Source organism: Streptomyces sp. NPDC026394 (assembly GCF_055567735.1).
On the sequence record NZ_JBVHPX010000018.1, the window covers coordinates 1 to 18,670 of the forward strand.

An 18,670-nucleotide genomic window follows, 5' to 3' on the forward strand; every position below is an offset into this window, starting at 1 on the left:
TTCACCCGCCCACAACCTGACATCAGCAAGGCCCCCACCCATAACCAGACCAACGACCCAACTAGCCACCAGTCACGGCAAGCACCGTTGCAGTACTAGGGTCCGCCGTCAACGGATCTTGCCCAGAGCAAAGCGGTGGCAACAAACTTGCCCATATGGTGACTACCGTGCTTCGGCTCAGGAATACGTTTCTAGCAGGCCGTGAATTCGTCCGGGCCAGAACCGAACCCTCTGCTTCCGAAACGTGTGTGAAATCCGTACGCAGGCCGGCGGCGCCGGTGCGCCATTCCGTGAAATACGACTCGGTATCCGGTACGACTCGCATCGCGGGCGCAGCGCGCGATGCGACGAGTAGCTGTGCCGGCTGTACCAGGCGGCGCAGGCCTCGCGGGGATGGGATCACTGCCACGACCACGGCTACGTCCGAGGGCCGCTCTGCGGCAGCTGCAACACCTACGAGAGCAAACGTCACACGCACGGCTTCCTCCAAGCAGAAGGTGGCACCCTGCCACTCCTGGAATGCCGCGGGTGCCTCGACAAGCAGACACTGCCGCGCCGGTACCACTCCGCCGTGCTCCGCGCCCACCTGGAGCAGATCGAGCGCCACGGCCGCTGCCAGCAGCAAACGTACGCGAGCGAGGTCGACTTCGTGCACGGCGTGTACCGCTGCGAACTGCGCTGCTGGGCAACGACCGTCCCGTCGACGAAAGACGTCACGGTGCCCAAGACGGCCGTGCTCACGCAGGCCTTCGTCAATGCGGCGCTCGCCGCGCAGCAAGGTCAGCCGTCCCCCGGCGCTGCACCGGGCGCAGGGTGACCGGCGCGTCGCGCCGTCATGAGCACCGCTTCACGTGCAGGAACAACCGCCCCGCGGAAGCACGAGCGGCCCTGAACCATGCCGGTCCAGGTGTGACTGAGTGCTTCAGTTGGCGGGTGAGCGCGCGAGTCGGCGGCTGGAGCGTGCGGCGTCGACGGCTCGGGGGAGCTGAACGGCGTAGATGTCGAGAAGAGGCCAGGGGCAGTCGCCCGCCCCAGCCCCGGTCTCCGGTCGAGGGCTGAGCGGCGCCGGTCATGCCGCGGCGAAGGCGGTGATCAGGCCGGACAGGGCCTGCGGCGCCTCCATCGGTACCTGGTGGCCGCAGTCGATGGACGCGATCGTGACGTTGGTCAGGTGGGGCACCGTCAGCTTCTTCTGCATCTCCAGGCCCCAGGTCGGGTCGCCGTCCGCGACGATCAGCAGGGTCTCGACGTCGTTCGGTGCGGCGCGCTCGGTCCAGTCCTCGTAAATCCCTTCCTTCAGCCAGGCGTCCCAGGCCTTGCGGTTCATCCGCGCGTAGTCTTCGCAGGCACGGTCGAACACTTCCGGCTCCAGCGGCAGCGCGGTGCGGTCCAGCACGAACTTCCTGGCGTCTGTGCGGTCCCTGCGGCTCTCGAACAGTTCGCGCGGCAGGTCCTCGCCGCCGACCTCTTGCCCGAGCGGCGTGGGGGTGATCAGCACGAGCTTCGCCGGTGGATGCGCGAGCCCCAGCCCGGCGCCGGCCCGGCTGGCAAGGATCTGCATGACCTTGCCGGTCATCGAGTGACCGACCAACACGTAATCGGTCAGGCCGAGTTCGTTGATCGTGGCGGCGAACGCGGCGGCCATCTCGGCCATCGTGTAGCCCGGGACCGCGTGCGCCTCGCCGTGGCCGGGTGCGTCCACCGCCACGACCCGGAACTGCTCCGACAGCGGCGCGCTCGCCTCGATCCACTCACGGCGGGCGAAGCTGAACGAATGCGAGGTCACCAGGGTGCGCCCGGGATGCTTGGCATGGGGCTGCTGGGGAGTGTCGGTGAGGGGAAGCATGGTTCTAACCTCCGGTTGCCGTCGGTGGGGGCGGGGTGGTCGGCCGGGTGAGGAGCAGGCCCTGTACGGCGGTGCGGGCCAGGTGCACGCAGGAGTCCACGTCGACGGGCTGGTGGCCGAGCAGCAGGCGGAACGCCACCGGGCCGAACAGCAGGTCGATCGCCGCGTCAGGCTCGACGTGCGGGTCGAGCTCGCCGCGCGCGACCCCGCACTCCCACAGCGCCCGAAGCGCCGCGCGGCGTGGGGCGAAGAACCGGGCGTTGAGCAGCTCGGCGGTGCCGGGTTCCAGCACGGCGGCGGCGACGAGCTGGGCGAAGACGACGCCGTCGCGGCCTTGGTAGTACTCGGCCAGGTGGGCGACGACCTGGACCAGGTCGTGCGCGCTGTCGCCGGTTTCGACCAGCGGCACCAGGCGGTCGATGTGCGCGGCGAAGGCCTCGATCGCCAACGCGGTGCGGTGCGGCCAGCGCCGGTAGATCGCGGGCTTGCTCACCCCGCTGCGGCGGCTCGCCGCCTCGACCGTGCACGCGGCGACGCCGCCTTCCAGGAGCAGTTGCGCGGCGGCGGTGAGTACGCGCTCTTCGTGCGCGGCCTCGCGAGGCCGTCCCCGCCCGCGGGCCTGCGGGCCGGTCACAGCTGAGCCCGGGATCGGACAGCCTGCAACGGGCCGTGCCGCTCGCCGGGCACTTCCCGGACGAGCGGATCGAGTCGCGTCAGTGCCGCTTCGTCCAGCGGGATCGTAAGCGCGGCCAGGTTCACAGCCACGTGCTCCGGGCTGCCCGGGACCTGAAGCGTTCCGAGCGGGGTATGGCGCATCTCCGCCTCCTTTACGTTACGACACGTAATGTAAAGGCGATCCCGCCGACCCGCAACACCCACCCCTCGGGACGAGCGGTACAGCGCCGCCTTCCGTGGAAGCCTCTCCGGGCACCGAGACTCGGTCCAGGCGAAGCATGCGCCGAGCGGGCCCGCCATACCGTCGGGGTACGCCTGGTGGATGGTGCCGCGCTTGCCGTGGCGCATGCCCCGGGTGAGCTCGTGGCGGAACTCCTGCACGGTGAGCTGCCGGTTCAACCGCCGCCGGCTCAAACCGCTTCCTGCCACCTACACCGTCCAGCTCCCCCGAGCCGTCGACGCCGCCCCCTTCAGTTGCCAACTCGCGCGCTCACTCGCCAACTGAAGCACTCAGTCACATCCGGGGCCCGCTCGCTGTTCGAGGCACGGCTACAGCTCGAAGTCCAGATGGATCACTTCGGTGATCTGCACCTCCTGCAGGGATCCGGCGCGGCTGCCGCCGTCCTGGAAGTACACCTCCTTGAGGGCTTCGGCGGTCAGTTCGCGCAGCCGGTCGTCCGTCGCCGACGCCCTCTGCTGGGCGTCGAAGAGGCGGGCAGCATGCTCGGGCGGCAGGGCGACGGTCAGGTGCCGGATAGGGTCCTCGTCCGTCGCGCCGATCGGCGCCCCGGCATACCCGAGGCGGGCGTGGACGTCGATGACGATGCCGTCGGTCGTCACCGCCTTCTGCCGAGCCTTGGCCCGGATCTGCGGCTGCCGGGCGTTCGTCTCGCGCTCCAGGCGCGCGGCCAGGTCCGCTCGCGGCTTTTTGATCTGGTCCTTGACGTACCACTCGACGGTGCGCTGGGAGATCCGCAGCAGATGGGCGACCGCCTTGGTGCCCTTCAGCTGCTTGACAGATACCGCATCTGCGCGCCCGCGCTCTTGGGCGCCGGGCGGGTGAACGCCTTGTGTACCGCGGCGTCCAGGCCGTCCCCGAACCTGTTCATCGTCCGCCTACTCCCCGTTGTCGACGTTGGTGACGGTGCCGTCCTTGATGTACCGGGCGAGGTTGAGCGCCGGGGTGTCGAACTGCTCCCGTACGCCCTCGCCCTACAGGACGCTCTGCGTGCCCTCGTGCTTGACCAGGCCCGGGTTCGCGCCGAGCTGGAAGCCGCCCGGCAGCGGCTTGCCGTTCCGGTAGGGCAGGAAGTCCAGCGGACTGTCGCCGCCGACCGCGTAGACGACGCGGTCAGACAGGATCGCGACCGGGTACTGGCCGGTGAATGCCGCGTGCTTGACGATCTTGCGGTGGAAGTTGATGCGGGTGCGGGAGATGACGGCCGCGCGGATGTCGGGGCGCCAGGTCGGCCGGGCCAGGGCCCGCCACGGCTCGCCCGGCTTCCAGCCCTCGCCGCGGGGGCGCTCGCGCAGCTTGCCGAGGCCGCCCTTGACCGTCGCCTTGATCGCGGAGACGACGATCGCCATCTGCGGATCACGGCCGCGGTAGCCGTCCATCGCGGCCAGGAAGCCGGCCGGCGACAGGTCCGCGTCGACGCCGAGGCCGGCCATCGTGGCCAGGTAGGCGTCGTGCGGCCGGGTGTACCAGCCGCCCGGATAGCGGCCGTTGCCGTACCGGACGTACGCCTCGATCGGCGCGACCTCGTAGCCGAGCTCCACCGCGTAGGCGACGGTCGGCGTGGCGTACCAGGCCGGACCCTCGGGGCGCTCTCCCATCGGCGTGAACGGGCTGGGCAGCAGATCCGCGTTCAGCTGCGCCCAACGGTCCTTGGCGACCTTCACCCGGGACAGGTCGACGTGCGACAGGTCGACCAGCCACGAACCCGGCAGTTTCGCATCGAAGAACGGGTTCTTGACATGGGTGGGCGCGCCGAGGCCGAGGATCAGGCCGTTGACGCCGGCGGCGAAGACCATGTTGACGTCCAGGCCCACGAGGTTGCGGCGCAGGCACTCGGCGTCGGTCATCGGCCGCGTCCAGTCGTACGCCTCCTCGAACAGCTTCTCCGCCGGGCCGCGTACATGGAAGCGGGGCAGGTCCGCCAGGAGCGGGTGCCCGTCGGGTGCGTCGCACGGTGCGCAGTCGACCGGGTCCTTGCCCAGCGAGCCGGGATGGTGCCCGGAGTGCCGCTTGCCGTCGGCGTCCTGCTCGAAGGCCCGGGGCGCCGGATGCAGCGCGGTCATCAGTTCCAGGCCGGTCACGGCCGTCGATCCGTGCGGCGTCATCACCCGGGACGCGTAGACGCCCAGGAGCCGGGCGAGTTCAGCCGGGGCCAGCTGCCCGGCCGCGCCCCAGTGCCGGGTGTCCAGCGCGTTCCACGACGGGATGCACAGCTGCACGCAGGCCCGCTCCGAGCCCTGTGCGGGGCGGTAGATCCGCGCCCACGGCCCGAACCCGCGCTTGGTCAGCTGCCACTGCGCGCGGGTCAGCTGCTTGATGACCTTGTGGCCCTCCGGGATGCGCCCGGCGATCCGCTCTTGCTCCGTGAGCGTGGTCGGGAGGCCGTAGCGCTCCAGCGCGGCCTCGGTGAGCACGAGCAGCGGGTCGGCGTCCTTGCCGGGACCGGAGAGCTTCGGCCGACCGAGCGTGGCCTCCTTGAGCGTCCAGTCCACCAGGGACGGCAGGGACTTGGCGGGCACGTCCACGACCAGGCCGCCGGTGCGGTACGTCCCCCCTTACAGGCGCGTCGACAGCTCGCTCCGAAGTCCGGGAGAACACCACTGCGGTGAGCAAGTACGGATCAACCTTTTCGGTGAAGCTCCTCCTGGCCCAAGCGGAGACTGAGCTGGCTTCCCAGCTCACGGAACCCCAGCGCCCGTGCGACACTACGGGAGGCCGTCGTACGGGCACGCCACTGCGGCAGCAGACCGTCGGCGAGTGCCTGCGCCACCGCCGCGGAAGCGACCTGCCGTGCCAGCCCGCGGCCTCTTTCCCCTGGTGCGGTGAGCACGCACAGGTGAGCAACTGCCGCAGGCCAAGCCTGGAATCCCGCCGCAGCCACCACGTCCGCGCCCTTGCGCACGACGAACGCAGCGGAGGTGATCTCGTCCATCGCACTCTCACCGGCGTCCTCGGGCGGCACCGACTCCACCAACGCCGTCAGGTCCTGATGCCCGGGGGCGAGCCGTTCAACGGCCCGGCCGGCCGGTACCGGGCGGAAGCCGTCACGGCACACGTATCCCAAGGCCGCCGGACCCAACACCTCATGCACAGGCAGTACGGCCGCAACCGCTTCTGGAGACGTCAGCGAGCTGACCGGCATCCCGGCCAGTCCCCGGCGCAGAACCTGCGCAGCCCTATCGGTCGGTGCCGTGATGATCGCCGAGTCACCCAGCACCACTATCCCGGCCCACGACGGCAAAGCCACCTGCGAGGCGGGCGACGTGACCACGTTCAAGCCCCCCGCCGGGGGAAACGACACCAACGCAGCAGCCAGCGTTTCCCATACTCCCTGGGCCTGCTCCAGCAACGGATCAACAGTCATCAGCCGATCCTGCCATCCCGAGGCCACAGGCACCGGGCGATTACGCCGGCCGTCCCATGACAAGAAGTCCCAGGTGATCTCGCCGCAAGCCACTGCCCGGGGCCACCACTCGGCCATCTGGCTCGGCTCGGTGGGATGCCCGGTCTCGGCAAGCACCGGCGCGCCGCACGCGGGCACCATGAGTCCAGCTTCCTCAGGTCCGTCGATGACGAACATGGTGAGCTCGGCGATGATGCTCCAGCCGTCACACTGCGGCACCACTCCGTCTGGGCCTTCCTCTCACTGGATGGGGGCGGCGGGTGCCACAACTGTGCGCGCCTACGTGTCCCTGCACGACAGAACGGCGTCAGACAGCTGAGGTGTGCCGACCGGCGTCGGCAATAGATAGCCGACGCCGCGCGTCAGCTCGTGCGGCAGGAGGATCCGCTACCGTCACCAGATGTCTGAAGCCGCTGAGAAGTCCGACGCCGCCATGTCCGCCTGGAAACAGTGGCAGGAGGCTCCTTGGGGTCGGCTGCGCTACGCGATCGCCGAGGCGAACCTTGTACGGCACTTCGGCGACCTGGCAGACGAGCCGCTGTGTGTCCTTGACCTGGCTGGAGGCAACGGCAGCGACGCCCTGCGCCTGGCTGCGCGGGGACACCGTGTCACGATCGTCGACTACGCACCCGCGATGCTCGCCTCAGCGGCAGAGCGGGCTGATGCGGTCGGCCTGACGGATCTGATCGACTGCGTCGAGGCCGATGTGCACGCGCTGCCCGCCGACATCGCCGGCGGGGAGTTCGACGTGGTGCTGTGCCACAACCTCCTTCCCTACGTGGACGATGTCCACCCCACACTCACGGCGTTCCTGGCACCTCTGCGACCCGGCGGCCTGTTCTCGGTAATGGCGGTCAACCGGTATGCGGCGCCGTTGACCGTTGCCGTCCGTGAGATGGATCTGGCCGCCGCGGCAGCCGCACTCGACACCGACCAGGCCTGGACACAGACATTCGACTCGCCGCTGACGCTGCACACGGCGGAGGAGATTGCCCGTCATCTGTCCGCCCTGGGCTGTCAGAACCTGCACCACTACGGCATCCGCAGCGTCTGCGACTACATCACCGACGACGCGCGCAAGCACGACCCCGCGTTCTACCAGGACCTCGAACGCCTCGAACTCGCCCTGACCGCCCGCCACCCCTACATGCACACGGCCCGCCTCTTCCAGCTGACTGCCCGCAAGTAGGAGAAGTGACGACGCCTGTGGCGGGCGACAGTGAGGCCATCGTCGCGGGGCAAGCAGACGGTGCCGTGGACGGTGATGGTGGCGGCGGGACGGGGTGGGGCGGCGCCAGGGCTCCGTCGGCGCACGGCTCTTGTTCGTAGTCGCCGGCCGCTGTCCGGAAGGCGTACGCATACGAGCCCTGGGCAATGTCCCGGGACCCGGCGGCCCGGGCCCATCACGTGCGATCGCGGGCGTGTACTGGTGTGAAGGGGGTGGCGAGGCGTTTGACCTCGTGCAGGGTGGGAGCGGTGTCAATGCTGTGGATGCCTGGCAGGGTGCCGAGATTCTGGTCGATGTAGGCGTACAAGTCGGCCGGGGTGCGGAAGATGCCGTTGGCGACCAGATTGGCGGGGCCGGTGACGGCGGCGGTGAAGGCGATGTCGGGGTGGGCGGCAAGGGCCTCGCCGACGCTGCGCAGGCGGGCGGGGGCCACCGTCAGCCACAGTTGGGTGCTCATGTGGTGGCCGAGCAGTTGGGGTGCGAAGTCGACGAAGAGGTCGAGCGCGCCGTGGTGCCGGAGGCGGTCGAGGTGGCGCTGGATGCTGGAGGGTGAGCGAGCGGCGGCCTTGCTCAGCGCGGGCAGGGTGGCGCGGCCGTCGCGGGCGAGATCGGTGAGCAAGATGTGGTCGGTGGCATCGAGGCCACACGGGACGACGGTGTCGGGAAAGGGCGCCGAAGGAAAAGGCGAAGGAGTAGAGGCGGGAGTGGAGACTGAAGCAGGGTCGGGGGTGGTGAAGCGGGTGGCGTGCCAGGTGGTGGTGGCGCCCTTGAAGATGTGCAGCATGCAGTGGGCAGTGACGGACATGAGGTTCGGGGTGCGGGGCAGCGCGGTCAGCAGCAGGGCGTTGCGTTCGTCTGTGGTGCGGGCATCGAGGGCACAGTAGAGGTCGGTGCCGCCGGCGGTGAGGGTGACCCAACTGGTGTCGGGGCGGCGGGCGAGGCTGTCGGCGAGGGGGCGGGCCGTGTCGGGGGCGCAGCGCAGGCGCAGCAGCCAGCGAGTGTGCCCCAGACGGTGCGGGTTGGTGCGGCCGGTGATGCGCAGGCCGAGGTCGCGCAGGCGGTGATAGCGGCGGGCGGCGGTGTGCTCGCTGATGCCCAGGGTGCGGGCGAGGCGACTGTAGGGGGCGCGTCCGTCGAGCTGGAGGGCGTGCAGCAAGCGCTGGTCGAGGTCGTCCGGGCCGCCGGAATCCACCGCGTTCCCCCGTTTCGTTGCCGGTTCCTGCCGTGTCCGAGCCTACGGCTTCCGTCCGGTCGGCCGGCGACGAAAAAGTGCCCGGGAGCGGCCGGAGCGCCCGGCCTTCGCTTCCGCGCTCCGGTGCGGGGAGGGAGCAGTTCGCCATGCACCGTCCGGATATTGGCGTCATCGATCTGTCCTGGTGGTCCGAGGGCCGGGAGTCCCGGGAGCGGCTCGCGTCCGCGGTCGACCGGTCCTTGCGGGCCAGTGGGTTCCTGCTCGTGCGCGGTCACGGCCTCGACCCGCAGCTGCCTGTCCGGCTGCGGGCGGCGGCCCGCGCGTTCTTCGCGCTGCCTGCCGAGGTCAAGGCCCGCTACGCCCAGCAGGATCGTCGGGGCGGCTGGTTCGGCCGCGGCCAGGTGAGCACAGCCGCATCCGAGGGCACCGTGACCCCGCCCGACCTGAAGGAATCCTGGGCTGCCGCCTTCGAGACCCGCACCGCCCGCACGGAGCTACTGCCCGCCCGCTGGCCGGCCCACGTACCGCTGCTGCGCCCGTACGTGACGGAGTTCGCCGACCGTATGCGCGCGCTGTCCGACACGCTGCTGCAGATCATGGCCACCGCGCTGGGGCAGCCCGAGGACTTCTTCACCCGGCACACCACCCGCCCGAACGGAAACGTGCTGATCAACTGGTACCCGCCGCGGCACACCACCGGACCCGCCCGGCCCGGACAGTTCCGCATCGGAGCGCACACCGACTTCGGCCTCCTGACCTTGCTGGACCGGCAGAACGGCCAAGGCGGGCTGCAAGTCCATGACGATGCGACCGGCTGGCAGGACGCCCCGTGGCAGCCGGGCACCCTGACGCTCAACATCGGTGACCTGATGCAGCGTTGGAGCGGCGACCGCTGGCACTCCGGGCGCCACCGTGTCCTGCCACCGCCCCCCGAAGCCCCGGCCGAGGAATTGACCTCCCTGGTCTACTTCCACACCTGCGCCCCCGACACCCCGGTCACCTCACTGCCCGCAGTCACCGCACACAGACCGTACGAAACAGTGCTCGCCGGCGACTGGCTCCACGACAAACTGCGGACCATCAGCCCCTGAGAAGCTGCCGACAATCGGCCTGACCCGCTGCCAGGCTCCGCCTCACGCCTGGGCCGGTATGCGGAGGCGATTTTGAGGTCCACTCTCTGCGTCGTGGTCGCCTCCGCAGCGGCGAAGGCGCCGTACGAGACCAGCCGTCCGCCGGGACGCCGGCGTCGAAGCGCGGGGGCTCTTCGACCCCGAGGGTGCCGACGAATCCACGATCAGGCACCAGTCCGACCCGGCCGTCACATGGGTGGAATCCTCGGCGCTGTCGATCAGCCACACGTCCAGCGGGCCGGACGGGGCTTCCGTACCGTACAGGTGCCACGACGCGACCACCCGTTCAAGACGCCGCCCGACCAGGCGGTCAGGGCGCATGCCAGCACCGTGCAACAGGCACTCGTTCAACCTCTTCGACACCACCCGGCGACCGTACCGTCAGGCAAAGCCCCAGCTCAACTCCTCAGGAGTCCTTGCAGAACGACCGCTGTGCGACACGGTGGAGGAATTGGTGATGTCGTTCCTCGGGGGTGTCGACCGCTCCCGGGCTCCGTGCCTCCTGGGGTGCGCTGCCCGAAGCCGCCGTTCCTCCGGAAGGCCGAGCCGATACCGATACACGGTCTACCAGACACTGACGGACCATCCGCCCAAGCCCTGCCGCCACCCTTTGCGGTGATGTACGAGGAGATCAGCGGGGCGAAGCGACGAGCATGACCTCGGTTGCCAGCTCGCTGAGGCGGGTGTCCGTATACATGGTGGCCTCGCCAGCAGCAGAGGTGCGGCCCGCTGCGCTTATTGCCGCGCCGGACTGCTCGGGCACCACCTTCTGCAACACGCGTCAGGAACGGGTGGCGGTCGCGCAGCCGTTGCCCGCGGCCGTCGTTCTGTCGCTCGTGTCGATCGGCTTGCTGCGGTCGTACGGATCGACCTGGCGAGCTGTGTCGGCGGACTGCTTTTCGGCTGTGCCGAAGGGTGGTTCGAAGAAGCCCGTGGGGCCGGAACAGCCGCCGTTGGTCATGTCGAGCGCGTACGAGACGAGGGACATCGTGCCCGGTTCGGTGATGACCTCGGCCGGGTCGTCCCAGCTCATCACGACCTTGCGCCGTACGATCGTACGGATGACCTCGGCGTCCTGCCCCGCGTCGCCCGCTGCCGGGGTGACCGGGTACACGAAGGTGACGTCCGCTGTCACCTCGACCGCTCCCCGCTTGCCCTCGCGGTACGTGAGCCGGCCGCGTGTCTTGACGACATCACCGACCAGCCGGGCCCGCTCCGGCCGGAAACGGCTGAACAACCGCAGCGGGTCGGTATCGGAAGTCGGCGCCGTCGACGACAGGGCGCTCCGGAGATACTCCTGGACGTCCTTCTGGTGCGGGTTAAGCAACGCGATCGCCTTCGTGGGCCGCTCGCCGCGCAGTACGTGGGAGTCGAGCCCTGCGGCCGCCATGAAGGCACGGCTTTTCTGCAGGGCCTGCTCGACCTGGGCGGTGTCCATCCAGCCGGTCGCCCTGGCCTCCGGCACCGCGATCCCGGCCGTTCCGTCGGCCCAGCGAGCGGCGGGCGAACCCCGGAAGGGTTCGGCCAGGGTGGGGCGCAGGCTCGGCTCAGCGCCGGGTGCCTGCCGCGGGTTCTGGGACTCCGCGGCCAACGGCGTCCCATCCTGCCCGCCCTCGTCGCCGAACCAACCGACGAGCTGCTGCGGGAAGAGCGCTACGGCCAAGAGAGCCACGGCCGCCAGTCCTGCCGCGTACCAACCTGTCCTGCGCCGGGGCCGGCCGGGCGAGTACGAACGCCATCCCTCCGGCTGCCCGGGGCGTTCCCGCAGCCGCCGCCCCACCTCACGGGCGCGCGCCGACGGTTCCACGGGAGCTCCGGGCGCACCTGCCACCGACTCGCGCAGGAACCGTTCCCACTCCTCGTCGGACACGGACGAACCGCCCTGTCCCCCAGCCCCGCTCACAACGCTCTCCAGTTTCCCGCTCGATCGCTCGACATCTGTTGCGCGAGCCCCCGACCGCCTGCCCAGCAGCTCGGCTGTGCGCCGAACCATCCACCACAATGCACGCATGATCGCATAAACAGGGGCCCGGGCCGGCGGCGGCCAGACACCGGTGACGGCTACCGGCCCTGCCCGGTCCAGTCCGGTTCGGTCCAGTCCAGGGCGCCTACGCTCTGTCCGGTACCCCAGCGGGGACCTCAGTCGCTGGGGGTGGCCGGCTCGGGAGCGGCGTCGAGCGCGTCGAGCACTGCGTCGCCGTTCGCCCTCGCCCACTCGGTCAGCACGTGGATCGGACCGGTCAGTGTCTCCCCGAGCGGGGTGAGTTCGTACTCGACCCGGGGCGGCGCCTCGGCGTAGGTGTGGCGGCGGACGAGGCCGTGCGCCGCAAGGCGTCGGAGCGTCTGGGTGAGCATCTTGCGGGAGATGCCGCCGATCAGCTCGATCAGTTCGCCATGGCGCACCGGGCCCCTGCTGAGGCCGTAGAGCACGACCACCGTCCACTTGTCGGCGATCAGCTCGACCGCCAGACGCGCCGGGCAGTCGGAGAGAAAGGGATCGCCGGGACCGAAACCGCTCATGACGCCAAAGGTACCTGCGGGTTCCTATCGGAAACCTAGCCTGGGATCTCTTCCCCTTTCGAAGCCAGGAGAGTCATGCGAGTCATCACCCAGCAGGCGTTAGGCGGTCCCGAGGTGCTCACCATCGTGGACGCGCCCGACCCTCAGCCGCTGCCGACCGAGGTTCTCGTCCGCGTCAAGGCGATCGGGCTGAACCCGTTGGAGGCGCGCTTGCGCGCCGGCGAGTTCCCGCTGATCGGCCGGCCGCCGTTCACCCTTGGCTGGGACATCAGCGGCGTGGTCGGCGAGGGGCCGCAGACGTGGCGGTTCAGGCCCGGCGACGAGGTGTTCGGGATGCCGTTGTTCCCGCGAGCGGCGGGCGCGTACGCCGAGGTCGTGTCGGCTCCGGCGCTGCACCTGGCACGCAAGCCGGCGGCACTTTCGCATGTCGAGGCGGCTGCGCTGCCGATCGTCGGGTTGACGGCGTGGCAGGGCCTCGTCGACCTCGGCGGTGTGACCGAGGGCGACCGCGTCCTGGTCCACGGCGGTGGAGGCGGGGTCGGCCACGTTGCGATCCAGGTAGCAAAAGCGCTCGGCGCGCATGTGGTTGCGACTGCCAGCGGGAGCAAACGGGAGTTCGTCGAAGAGTGCGGCGCCGACGAGGTGATCGACTACACGGCGGTCGACTTCGACGAGGTGGCCCACGACATCGACGTCGTACTCGACACGATCGGCGGTGACACCGTCGAGCGGTCGCTCGCCGTGCTCCGCCCAGGTGGTCACCTGGTGACGGCGGTCGCCGAGCAGGACGCGGAGCTCGCCGCCAAGTACGAGGCGGCCGGCATGCGCTTCAGCGGCATCGCGGTCGACCCCGACCCGGCCGCCCTGCGAGGTCTCGTCGAACTCGTCGAACAAGGCAGGCTCCGGGTCCACGTGCAGGAGACGTTCCCGTTCGAGCGCGTCGCCGAGGCGCACCGGCTGCTGGAGAGCGGTCACCTGCGGGGCAAGATCGTCCTCACCGTCTGATGTGGCGAGCGGTATTCGCCAGGGCGCGGATTTCCGTAGTGACTGTTTGCCATACGGGTTCGGGAATCTCGTGTCCGACCTCAGGCAGGAGGACCAGGCGCGCGCCGGGAATCCGGGAGGCGACCGCCCGTCCCGCCCTGGGCTTGATGAGCGGGTCGTCCTGCCCGTGGAGTACGAGGGTGGGCCGGCTGATGGCACTGATCTTCTGGCCGTGCCACTGCGCGCCGATCTGACGGCTCTGCGCCTGCTGGTCGTGCACACCGCTGTCGAGGTTGCGCGCGGCGGCTTCTCGGGCTGCCGACTCGTCGAAGGGACGTTTCGGCGAGGCGAGGAGGCGGGTGACGGCGACGCCGGCCGCGAGGTCCCCCTCAGGGGTGTCGGGGAACTTCAGGCCGGCGAACTTCGCCAGGGTCCTCAGCCGGACGTATTGCAGTGACCGCAGGCCCGCGGCGTCTCCGGGGACGGCGGCCATGGTCGTGAGGGTCCGGACGCGGTCCGGGTGCCGTAGCGCGACGCGTTGTGCGACGGCACCGCCGAGCGAGACACCCAGCAGATGTGCCGACGGCCATCCCAGGGCATCCATGACCGCGACGGCGTCGTCTGCCATGTCCTCGGCGGTGTAGGCGTCTCCGCGCTTCTTGAACAGCGCGGAGATGGGGTTGCGGGTGACGGTGGGCGGCAGGTGGGTCGACTCCCCGCCGTCGCGCTGGTCGTAACGGGCGACCGCGAAACCGTGCGTCGCCAGCATCCGGCACAGCCCGTCCGGAAACCATTTGCGGTTCGCGCCCAGCCCTGTGGTCAACAGGAGGGGTTCCCCGGCCACCTGCTCGTTCCACTGGTCGAAAGCAAGCCGGACCGCACCGTTCTCGGCCCAGCGGACCGGGCTCCACGGACTGGCAGATGACGACGACATGAGCACCTCCGATAACTGCGATCACCGTTCGCGGTTTAGCATAGGGCAGCGGCACGACGATGGCGAGGCCGGACGGAAGAGAGAGGTGACCGACGTGGCGGAGCAGTCCGAACCCGACTCGGCGAAGGAACACGTGACGGTCTGGGCGCGCCCCGAACGCGGCGCCCGCGGCCCCGCGGCCGTGCACAGCCGCGCGGATCTGACCGCTGTCGCCGTCGAACTGGCCGACCAGGGCGGCTTGGCGGCTGTGTCCACGCGCCAGGTGGCCAAGGCGCTGGGCACCGGCCAGGCATCCCTCTACCGCTACATCTCCAGCCGCGACGACCTGCTGGACCTGATGACGGACGCGGTGGCGGGAGAGGTCGACCTCGACGTGCCGTTGGGCGGCGATCCCGTGGAGGACCTGGTCGGCCTCGCCTCCCGGACCAAGACGGTCCACCTGCGGCACCCCTGGCTGCCCGACGTTCCGCCGGAGCCTCTCCGGCTGGGCCCCCGCGGCCTGGACTACCTGGAATACGCACTGCGGGCGATGGCACCCGTGGCACTGCCGGGACGGACCAAGATGGAGATCGTCGGCCTGATGAACGCCCTTGTCGCCCAGTTCGCCCGGACGGAACTCCAACTGAGCCGCGGAAACACCGGCCGCCGGACGGCGCAGACCGCTTACCTGAGCGAAACAGTCGCCCAGGGGAAGCATCCGCAGGTCGCTGCGGCGCTGGCCACTCCCACCGAAGCAGACCCGGCTCAGGACCCGCAGGCCCTGTTCGAGCGGGCGATGCACCGGGTGCTCACCGGCCTTGTCGCGTCCGCCCCTCCCTCTTGAGGGTCAGCTCGGCAAGGAATCACCGCCGGCTCACACATCTTCCACGGGGCAAGGCACGGTAGAGCATCACGGGACAGCGAAGGCCCGGCGTCGAATTCAAGCCCGCATCAGCCAGTACGAGCGACGCGGACACCGCTCAGACAACTGCCCAGCAGGCCGTTTCCGCCTTGAAGGTGCCGCCGTTCCGGATCAGAAGCGCTGTTCCGGCCGGGCCGCGGTCGCAGGTGCGGCGATGCCTGGCAGACAGCAGTCGAGGAACGTCCGCATCTGCGCCTGGGCGGTGCCGGGGGTGCGATGGCCGGCCATCCCGGCCCATGCGCTGATCAGCAGCTCGGCGACGGCCTCGGGCTGCACGTGCGCTTGGAGCTCACCTTCGCGCTGGGCGGCGTGCAGCGGTCGGGCGACCGTGGCTCGCCAGGCCGGCCAGGGGGAGGTCCAGCCGTCATGGGTGTCGGCGAGTGCGGCCAGGTACGGTGCGGCCCGGACTTTCGGGTCGGTGTCGAGGCGCCGGGCCATCAGCAGCGCGAGTTCGCCCCAGTACTGCAGGGCCGGGCCGCGGCGCGGAGGCAGGCCCTCCAGGAGGTCGAGGCCGAGCAGCGCGTGGGCTATGCCTTCCTTGCTGCGGAAGTGGAAGTACACCGCTCCCGCGGCGACGCCCGCCCGGGCGGTGATCTGCGAGATGGACGCTCCGCCGTAACCGCGCTCGATGATCACCTCGGCGGCTGTGGTCAGGATGGTGCGGCGTGTGGTGACTGCCCGGTCCTGCACGATGTCCCCCGTCCTAGCGAATACTTCACTTTAGTTGAACAGTGGAGCACTCCGGGACGGGGAGGTACGGAACCATGCCCGGACCCGCCGTCATGCGCCAGTACGATCCTGGCCGCTCGCCTGCCACCGCCATTGTGTCGAGACGGCTCCGCCGGTTCCAAACCCAGGCGGTACCAATGAACGCATACGTGGTGAAGGCTGGCGGCCGGTGGGCGCTGTGCACGTGTCGGGGGATGGATGTCAGAGACATTCCGTGCAGATATCGCTTCTTCGTCAATTTCGCGACGAGTTCAGGACGTGGGCGGTCTGTGCTGCACGTGTCGGGCAAGGGAGGCTGGATGGTGGTGGCACCAGTGTCGGGGGCAGGGGTGCCATGGTCGTTGATGTCGGGGGTGGACGTGTACTTCGGTTCACCGTGCTCGGGCCGGTCGCGGTGTGGCGGGACGGGGAGCGGCTGGACGCTGGTTCACCGCAGCAGCGGGCGCTGCTCGCCGTGTTGCTGCTGCGGGGCGGGCGGGTCGCGTCGGTGGCCGAACTGATCGACGCGGTGTGGGGCGAGAACCCGCCGGCGAGCGCGGTGGCTGCGCTCCGGACGTATGCGTCCCGGCTGCGCAAGGCCCTGGGTCCGGACGCGGACATCATGGTGAGCGACTCCGGTGGATATGCGCTGAAGGTCGGCGAAGAGAGCGTCGACCTGAGCACTGCCGAGCGGCTGGCAAGCGAAGCCGAAGGGGCCTGCCGCCTCGGTCAGAGCGACCGGGCCCGCGAACTGCTGCGGCAGAGCTTGGATTTGTGGTCCGGCGAGACACTGGCCGACGTACCCGGTCCGTACTGCGCGGCACAGCGCGCCCGCATCGAAGAGCGCCGTCTCGCCCTGCTGGAAACCGCCTCGACCTGGACCTGGCGACCGGCCGTCACGCACAGGCCGTGGTGGAGCTGAGCACGCTGACGGCCAGTCGCCTGCCCCCGACCGTTACCGGTTCCACAACCTTGTGCGCCTGTACGCGAGGACATGCGCCGAACGTGACGAGACGCCACAACAGCAGGACGCGGCACGGTCTCGGCTGTTGGACTTCTATCTGGCGACCACCGCACACATCCACGCGATGCAGCGGCCCGGCGACACCACATGTGACCACCTTCAACCCACCCAGTGGCCCGGCTTGGCTTTCGACCATCCTGAGCCCGCACTGCAGTGGCTGTTCACCGAAGCCGAGGCCCTCTTTGCGTGCGCCGGCGCCTCGGCCCACGGCCCGGCACTACGCCGCGCCGTCGACCTCATGTTCGTCGCCGAAGACCTGGTCGAATCCGGTCCGGCCGTCCAGCAGTACGCCCAGGTGAACGCCCGCCTTCTGGTCGCAGCCGAGCGAGCGGGCGACGCCCGGTCCACAGGCCGTCTGTACTGTCCGATGGTGCACCTCCATGTCATGGCCGGTCGATTGCCGGAAGCGGAACACGCAGCCCAGGCCGCCAGGAGGTTCCCACTGCGCTGCTCCGACCCGGTGCTTACGGCGCAGGCCCTCAACGAGAGCGGCATCCTCGCGAGCATGCAGCACCGCTACACCGAGGCAGAGCACTACTTGCTCCAGGCCCTCGACGCCTACCGCCGCTACGGCAACCGGAACGGATGCGCGAACATGCTCGGCAACCTGTCCCGCCTCTGCCTGGATACCGATCGCTTCACCGAAGCGGTGAGCCTGGCCGAGCAGTGCCTGGCCGCTCTCCGCTCCATCGGCGCGACACTGCGGCTGGCCAACGGCCATTACAGCCTGGGACTGGCGCTGGCGCAGGCCGGCCGTACGGACGACGCTCTGGAGCAACTGGCCCGAGCATGGCCCATCTACCAGAGCCACCGGCATCGTCTGTGGGAGGCGCTGACCTACTGGCGGATGGCGGACGTCCACCTCACCGCAGGAAGGAGGGCCTTGCCACGACCGGCAGTGTCGTCGCCGTGGTCGCCACCGTGGGCGAGCATCCGAAGGAACCGCTGCCGGAGGAGCCGCGCCTCGGCCTCCGACTCGCCGTCGGCCGCGTCCGAGGGCGGCTTTCCCCCGCCCACGTCCTCTGCCTGACCCGTCCTGACCACGCTCTGGTGTTCAGCGTGTGGCCGGGTGGCGTCGGCGACGAGGCCGCTGTCGGCGCGGCCGAGGTCATGGCGGAAGCTCTCGTCCGACGGGTGGGTGCCGAGCTCCCCTCGATTCCGCCGAGGGCGTTCCGGGCCGGAGTCGGCCGGGTTCGGCACCGGCTGGCGGAGGCGGCCGTCTCGTACGAGGAAGCCAGGCAGGCCGCGGAGGTGGCCCAGGCGACCGGAAGCGGCCAGGCGGTCACCGCTTACGCGCGGTTGGGCGTCTACGCGCTCCTGGCGAAATTGTCGTCCACGGAGTTCGTCGAGAGCATGCACCCCGGTCTACGCGACCTGTTGCAGCCGGAAACCGGCGTCCCGGAACTCGTGGACGCCCTAAGCACCTACCTCGACGAAGCGGGCGAGTCCGCCGCACCGCGGCCCGGCTCCACATTCACCGCTCGCCCCTCTGCAACCGCCCGCACCGCATCGAGAAGCTGACCGGCCTCTCCCTCACCCGCGGCGACGACTGCCTGACGGCCCCCTCACTCTCAAGATCGCGCGACTACGCCATCCGGGCTGACCACGACGACAGTCAGGGCCACGGGCTGCATCCCACCATGTGGTTGTCGGTGTTGACGGTGCGGGCCTGGCCAGCACCTTGAGATCCCTGACGTTCCCCGGCCTGTGAAGCGGCGGTGCTGGGCTCGGAGCCCCCATGCCGCTGCCGACTTCGGTCTTGCCGGGTCCTGCGGGCACTGGCTGGAGTCATGACCCTGCCTGCGCCTCTGAACGGTGGCGGTCACGGCCCGCCGGTACAGACCGTGGTCCCAGCGGTCCCAGCGTCTTGTGCGTACCCCGTGTCAC

18 protein-coding genes and 3 pseudogenes are annotated in these 18,670 nt (G+C 69.9%); 10 read left to right on the forward strand and 11 right to left on the reverse strand.

From position 1 onward, the window contains the following. Window positions 1-364 precede the first annotated feature (364 nt). Both ACZ4QV_RS31145 and ACZ4QV_RS31150 read left to right on the forward strand, forming a co-directional pair. Window positions 365-454: pseudogene (locus tag ACZ4QV_RS31145) on the forward strand (endonuclease domain-containing protein); the annotation flags it as partial. A 117-nt stretch (window positions 455-571) separates the two neighbouring features. Continuing rightward, on the forward strand, window positions 572-817 hold the full coding sequence (locus ACZ4QV_RS31150) for a hypothetical protein (RefSeq protein ID WP_467763695.1): 246 nt from the start codon (window positions 572-574) through the stop codon (window positions 815-817). Window positions 818-1,069: 252 nt separating this feature from the next. Here ACZ4QV_RS31150 and ACZ4QV_RS31155 read toward each other — a convergent pair whose 3' ends face one another. The 6 genes and pseudogenes from ACZ4QV_RS31155 to ACZ4QV_RS31180 all read right to left on the reverse strand — a co-directional run bounded on the left by ACZ4QV_RS31155 (window position 1,070) and on the right by ACZ4QV_RS31180 (window position 6,384). Next, window positions 1,070-1,846, reverse strand: a complete 777-nt coding sequence (locus tag ACZ4QV_RS31155) for an alpha/beta fold hydrolase (protein ID WP_361154670.1) — start codon at window positions 1,844-1,846, stop codon at window positions 1,070-1,072. Between the two features lie 4 nt (window positions 1,847-1,850). Next, window positions 1,851-2,480: a TetR/AcrR family transcriptional regulator gene (locus ACZ4QV_RS31160; protein WP_467763696.1), complete on the reverse strand. Its 630-nt coding sequence runs from the start codon at window positions 2,478-2,480 to the stop codon at window positions 1,851-1,853. Next, window positions 2,477-2,662: a hypothetical protein gene (locus tag ACZ4QV_RS31165; RefSeq protein ID WP_467763758.1), complete on the reverse strand. Its 186-nt coding sequence runs from the start codon at window positions 2,660-2,662 to the stop codon at window positions 2,477-2,479. Before ACZ4QV_RS31165 ends, ACZ4QV_RS31160 begins: the two co-directional genes overlap by 4 nt. Before the next feature lie 408 nt (window positions 2,663-3,070). After that, window positions 3,071-3,630 (reverse strand): annotated as a pseudogene (gene tpg, locus ACZ4QV_RS31170) (telomere-protecting terminal protein Tpg). A gap of 7 nt (window positions 3,631-3,637) precedes the next feature. Continuing rightward, window positions 3,638-5,305: pseudogene (gene tap, locus ACZ4QV_RS31175) on the reverse strand (telomere-associated protein Tap); the annotation flags it as partial. 74 nt (window positions 5,306-5,379) lie between these two features. Further along, entirely contained in the window at window positions 5,380-6,384 is a 1,005-nt protein-coding gene (locus ACZ4QV_RS31180; RefSeq protein ID WP_361586920.1) for a GNAT family N-acetyltransferase, read from the reverse strand. A gap of 178 nt (window positions 6,385-6,562) precedes the next feature. Between ACZ4QV_RS31180 and ACZ4QV_RS31185 the strand changes: the two genes are divergently transcribed. After that, on the forward strand, window positions 6,563-7,351 hold the full coding sequence (locus tag ACZ4QV_RS31185) for a class I SAM-dependent methyltransferase (RefSeq protein ID WP_361586923.1): 789 nt from the start codon (window positions 6,563-6,565) through the stop codon (window positions 7,349-7,351). 214 nt (window positions 7,352-7,565) lie between these two features. Here ACZ4QV_RS31185 and ACZ4QV_RS31190 read toward each other — a convergent pair whose 3' ends face one another. Continuing rightward, window positions 7,566-8,582 carry an Lrp/AsnC family transcriptional regulator gene (locus tag ACZ4QV_RS31190; protein ID WP_467763697.1) on the reverse strand — a complete coding sequence of 339 codons (1,017 nt, stop codon included), beginning with the start codon at window positions 8,580-8,582 and terminating at the stop codon, window positions 7,566-7,568. Window positions 8,583-8,728: 146 nt separating this feature from the next. On the opposite strand from ACZ4QV_RS31190, the gene ACZ4QV_RS31195 reads away from it, so the two are divergent. Next, window positions 8,729-9,673, forward strand: a complete 945-nt coding sequence (locus tag ACZ4QV_RS31195) for an isopenicillin N synthase family dioxygenase (protein ID WP_467763698.1) — start codon at window positions 8,729-8,731, stop codon at window positions 9,671-9,673. 820 nt (window positions 9,674-10,493) lie between these two features. Here the strand turns inward: ACZ4QV_RS31195 and ACZ4QV_RS31200 are convergent. Both ACZ4QV_RS31200 and ACZ4QV_RS31205 read right to left on the reverse strand, forming a co-directional pair. Further along, window positions 10,494-11,582: a hypothetical protein gene (locus ACZ4QV_RS31200; protein ID WP_361619737.1), complete on the reverse strand. Its 1,089-nt coding sequence runs from the start codon at window positions 11,580-11,582 to the stop codon at window positions 10,494-10,496. Window positions 11,583-11,851: 269 nt separating this feature from the next. Continuing rightward, window positions 11,852-12,232, reverse strand: coding sequence for a winged helix-turn-helix transcriptional regulator (locus ACZ4QV_RS31205; RefSeq protein ID WP_361586929.1), 381 nt, complete (start codon window positions 12,230-12,232; stop codon window positions 11,852-11,854). A gap of 75 nt (window positions 12,233-12,307) precedes the next feature. Here ACZ4QV_RS31205 and ACZ4QV_RS31210 point away from each other — a divergent pair, with 75 nt between their 5' ends. Next, window positions 12,308-13,237: an NADP-dependent oxidoreductase gene (locus ACZ4QV_RS31210; protein WP_361619735.1), complete on the forward strand. Its 930-nt coding sequence runs from the start codon at window positions 12,308-12,310 to the stop codon at window positions 13,235-13,237. Here ACZ4QV_RS31210 and ACZ4QV_RS31215 read toward each other — a convergent pair. Then, complete coding sequence (locus ACZ4QV_RS31215; protein ID WP_361154683.1) at window positions 13,227-14,150, reverse strand: alpha/beta fold hydrolase; 924 nt, start codon at window positions 14,148-14,150, stop codon at window positions 13,227-13,229. The two genes, ACZ4QV_RS31210 and ACZ4QV_RS31215, sit on opposite strands and share 11 nt — an antisense overlap. Window positions 14,151-14,244: 94 nt before the next feature. Here ACZ4QV_RS31215 and ACZ4QV_RS31220 point away from each other — a divergent pair, with 94 nt between their 5' ends. Beyond that, entirely contained in the window at window positions 14,245-14,973 is a 729-nt protein-coding gene (locus ACZ4QV_RS31220) for a TetR/AcrR family transcriptional regulator (RefSeq protein ID WP_467763699.1), read from the forward strand. A 189-nt stretch (window positions 14,974-15,162) separates the two neighbouring features. Here the strand turns inward: ACZ4QV_RS31220 and ACZ4QV_RS31225 are convergent, their stop codons facing one another. Next, a complete protein-coding gene (locus ACZ4QV_RS31225) occupies window positions 15,163-15,741 on the reverse strand; it encodes a TetR family transcriptional regulator (RefSeq protein ID WP_361635128.1) in 579 nt (192 codons plus the stop codon). 415 nt (window positions 15,742-16,156) lie between these two features. Between ACZ4QV_RS31225 and ACZ4QV_RS31230 the strand changes: the two genes are divergently transcribed. From ACZ4QV_RS31230 to ACZ4QV_RS31245, 4 genes are read left to right on the forward strand one after another with little or no spacing between them, the layout of a single operon-like run. Next, window positions 16,157-16,681 (forward strand): AfsR/SARP family transcriptional regulator, encoded by a 525-nt coding sequence (locus ACZ4QV_RS31230; protein ID WP_361620350.1) that lies wholly within the window; start codon window positions 16,157-16,159, stop codon window positions 16,679-16,681. A 52-nt stretch (window positions 16,682-16,733) separates the two neighbouring features. Then, window positions 16,734-17,813, forward strand: a complete 1,080-nt coding sequence (locus tag ACZ4QV_RS31235) for a tetratricopeptide repeat protein (RefSeq protein WP_467763700.1) — start codon at window positions 16,734-16,736, stop codon at window positions 17,811-17,813. Then, on the forward strand, window positions 17,705-18,304 hold the full coding sequence (locus ACZ4QV_RS31240; protein ID WP_467763701.1) for a PucR family transcriptional regulator: 600 nt from the start codon (window positions 17,705-17,707) through the stop codon (window positions 18,302-18,304). Before ACZ4QV_RS31235 ends, ACZ4QV_RS31240 begins: the two co-directional genes overlap by 109 nt. Next, window positions 18,256-18,468, forward strand: a complete 213-nt coding sequence (locus ACZ4QV_RS31245) for a hypothetical protein (protein ID WP_467763755.1) — start codon at window positions 18,256-18,258, stop codon at window positions 18,466-18,468. Before ACZ4QV_RS31240 ends, ACZ4QV_RS31245 begins: the two co-directional genes overlap by 49 nt. Window positions 18,469-18,670: the final 202 nt, after the last annotated feature.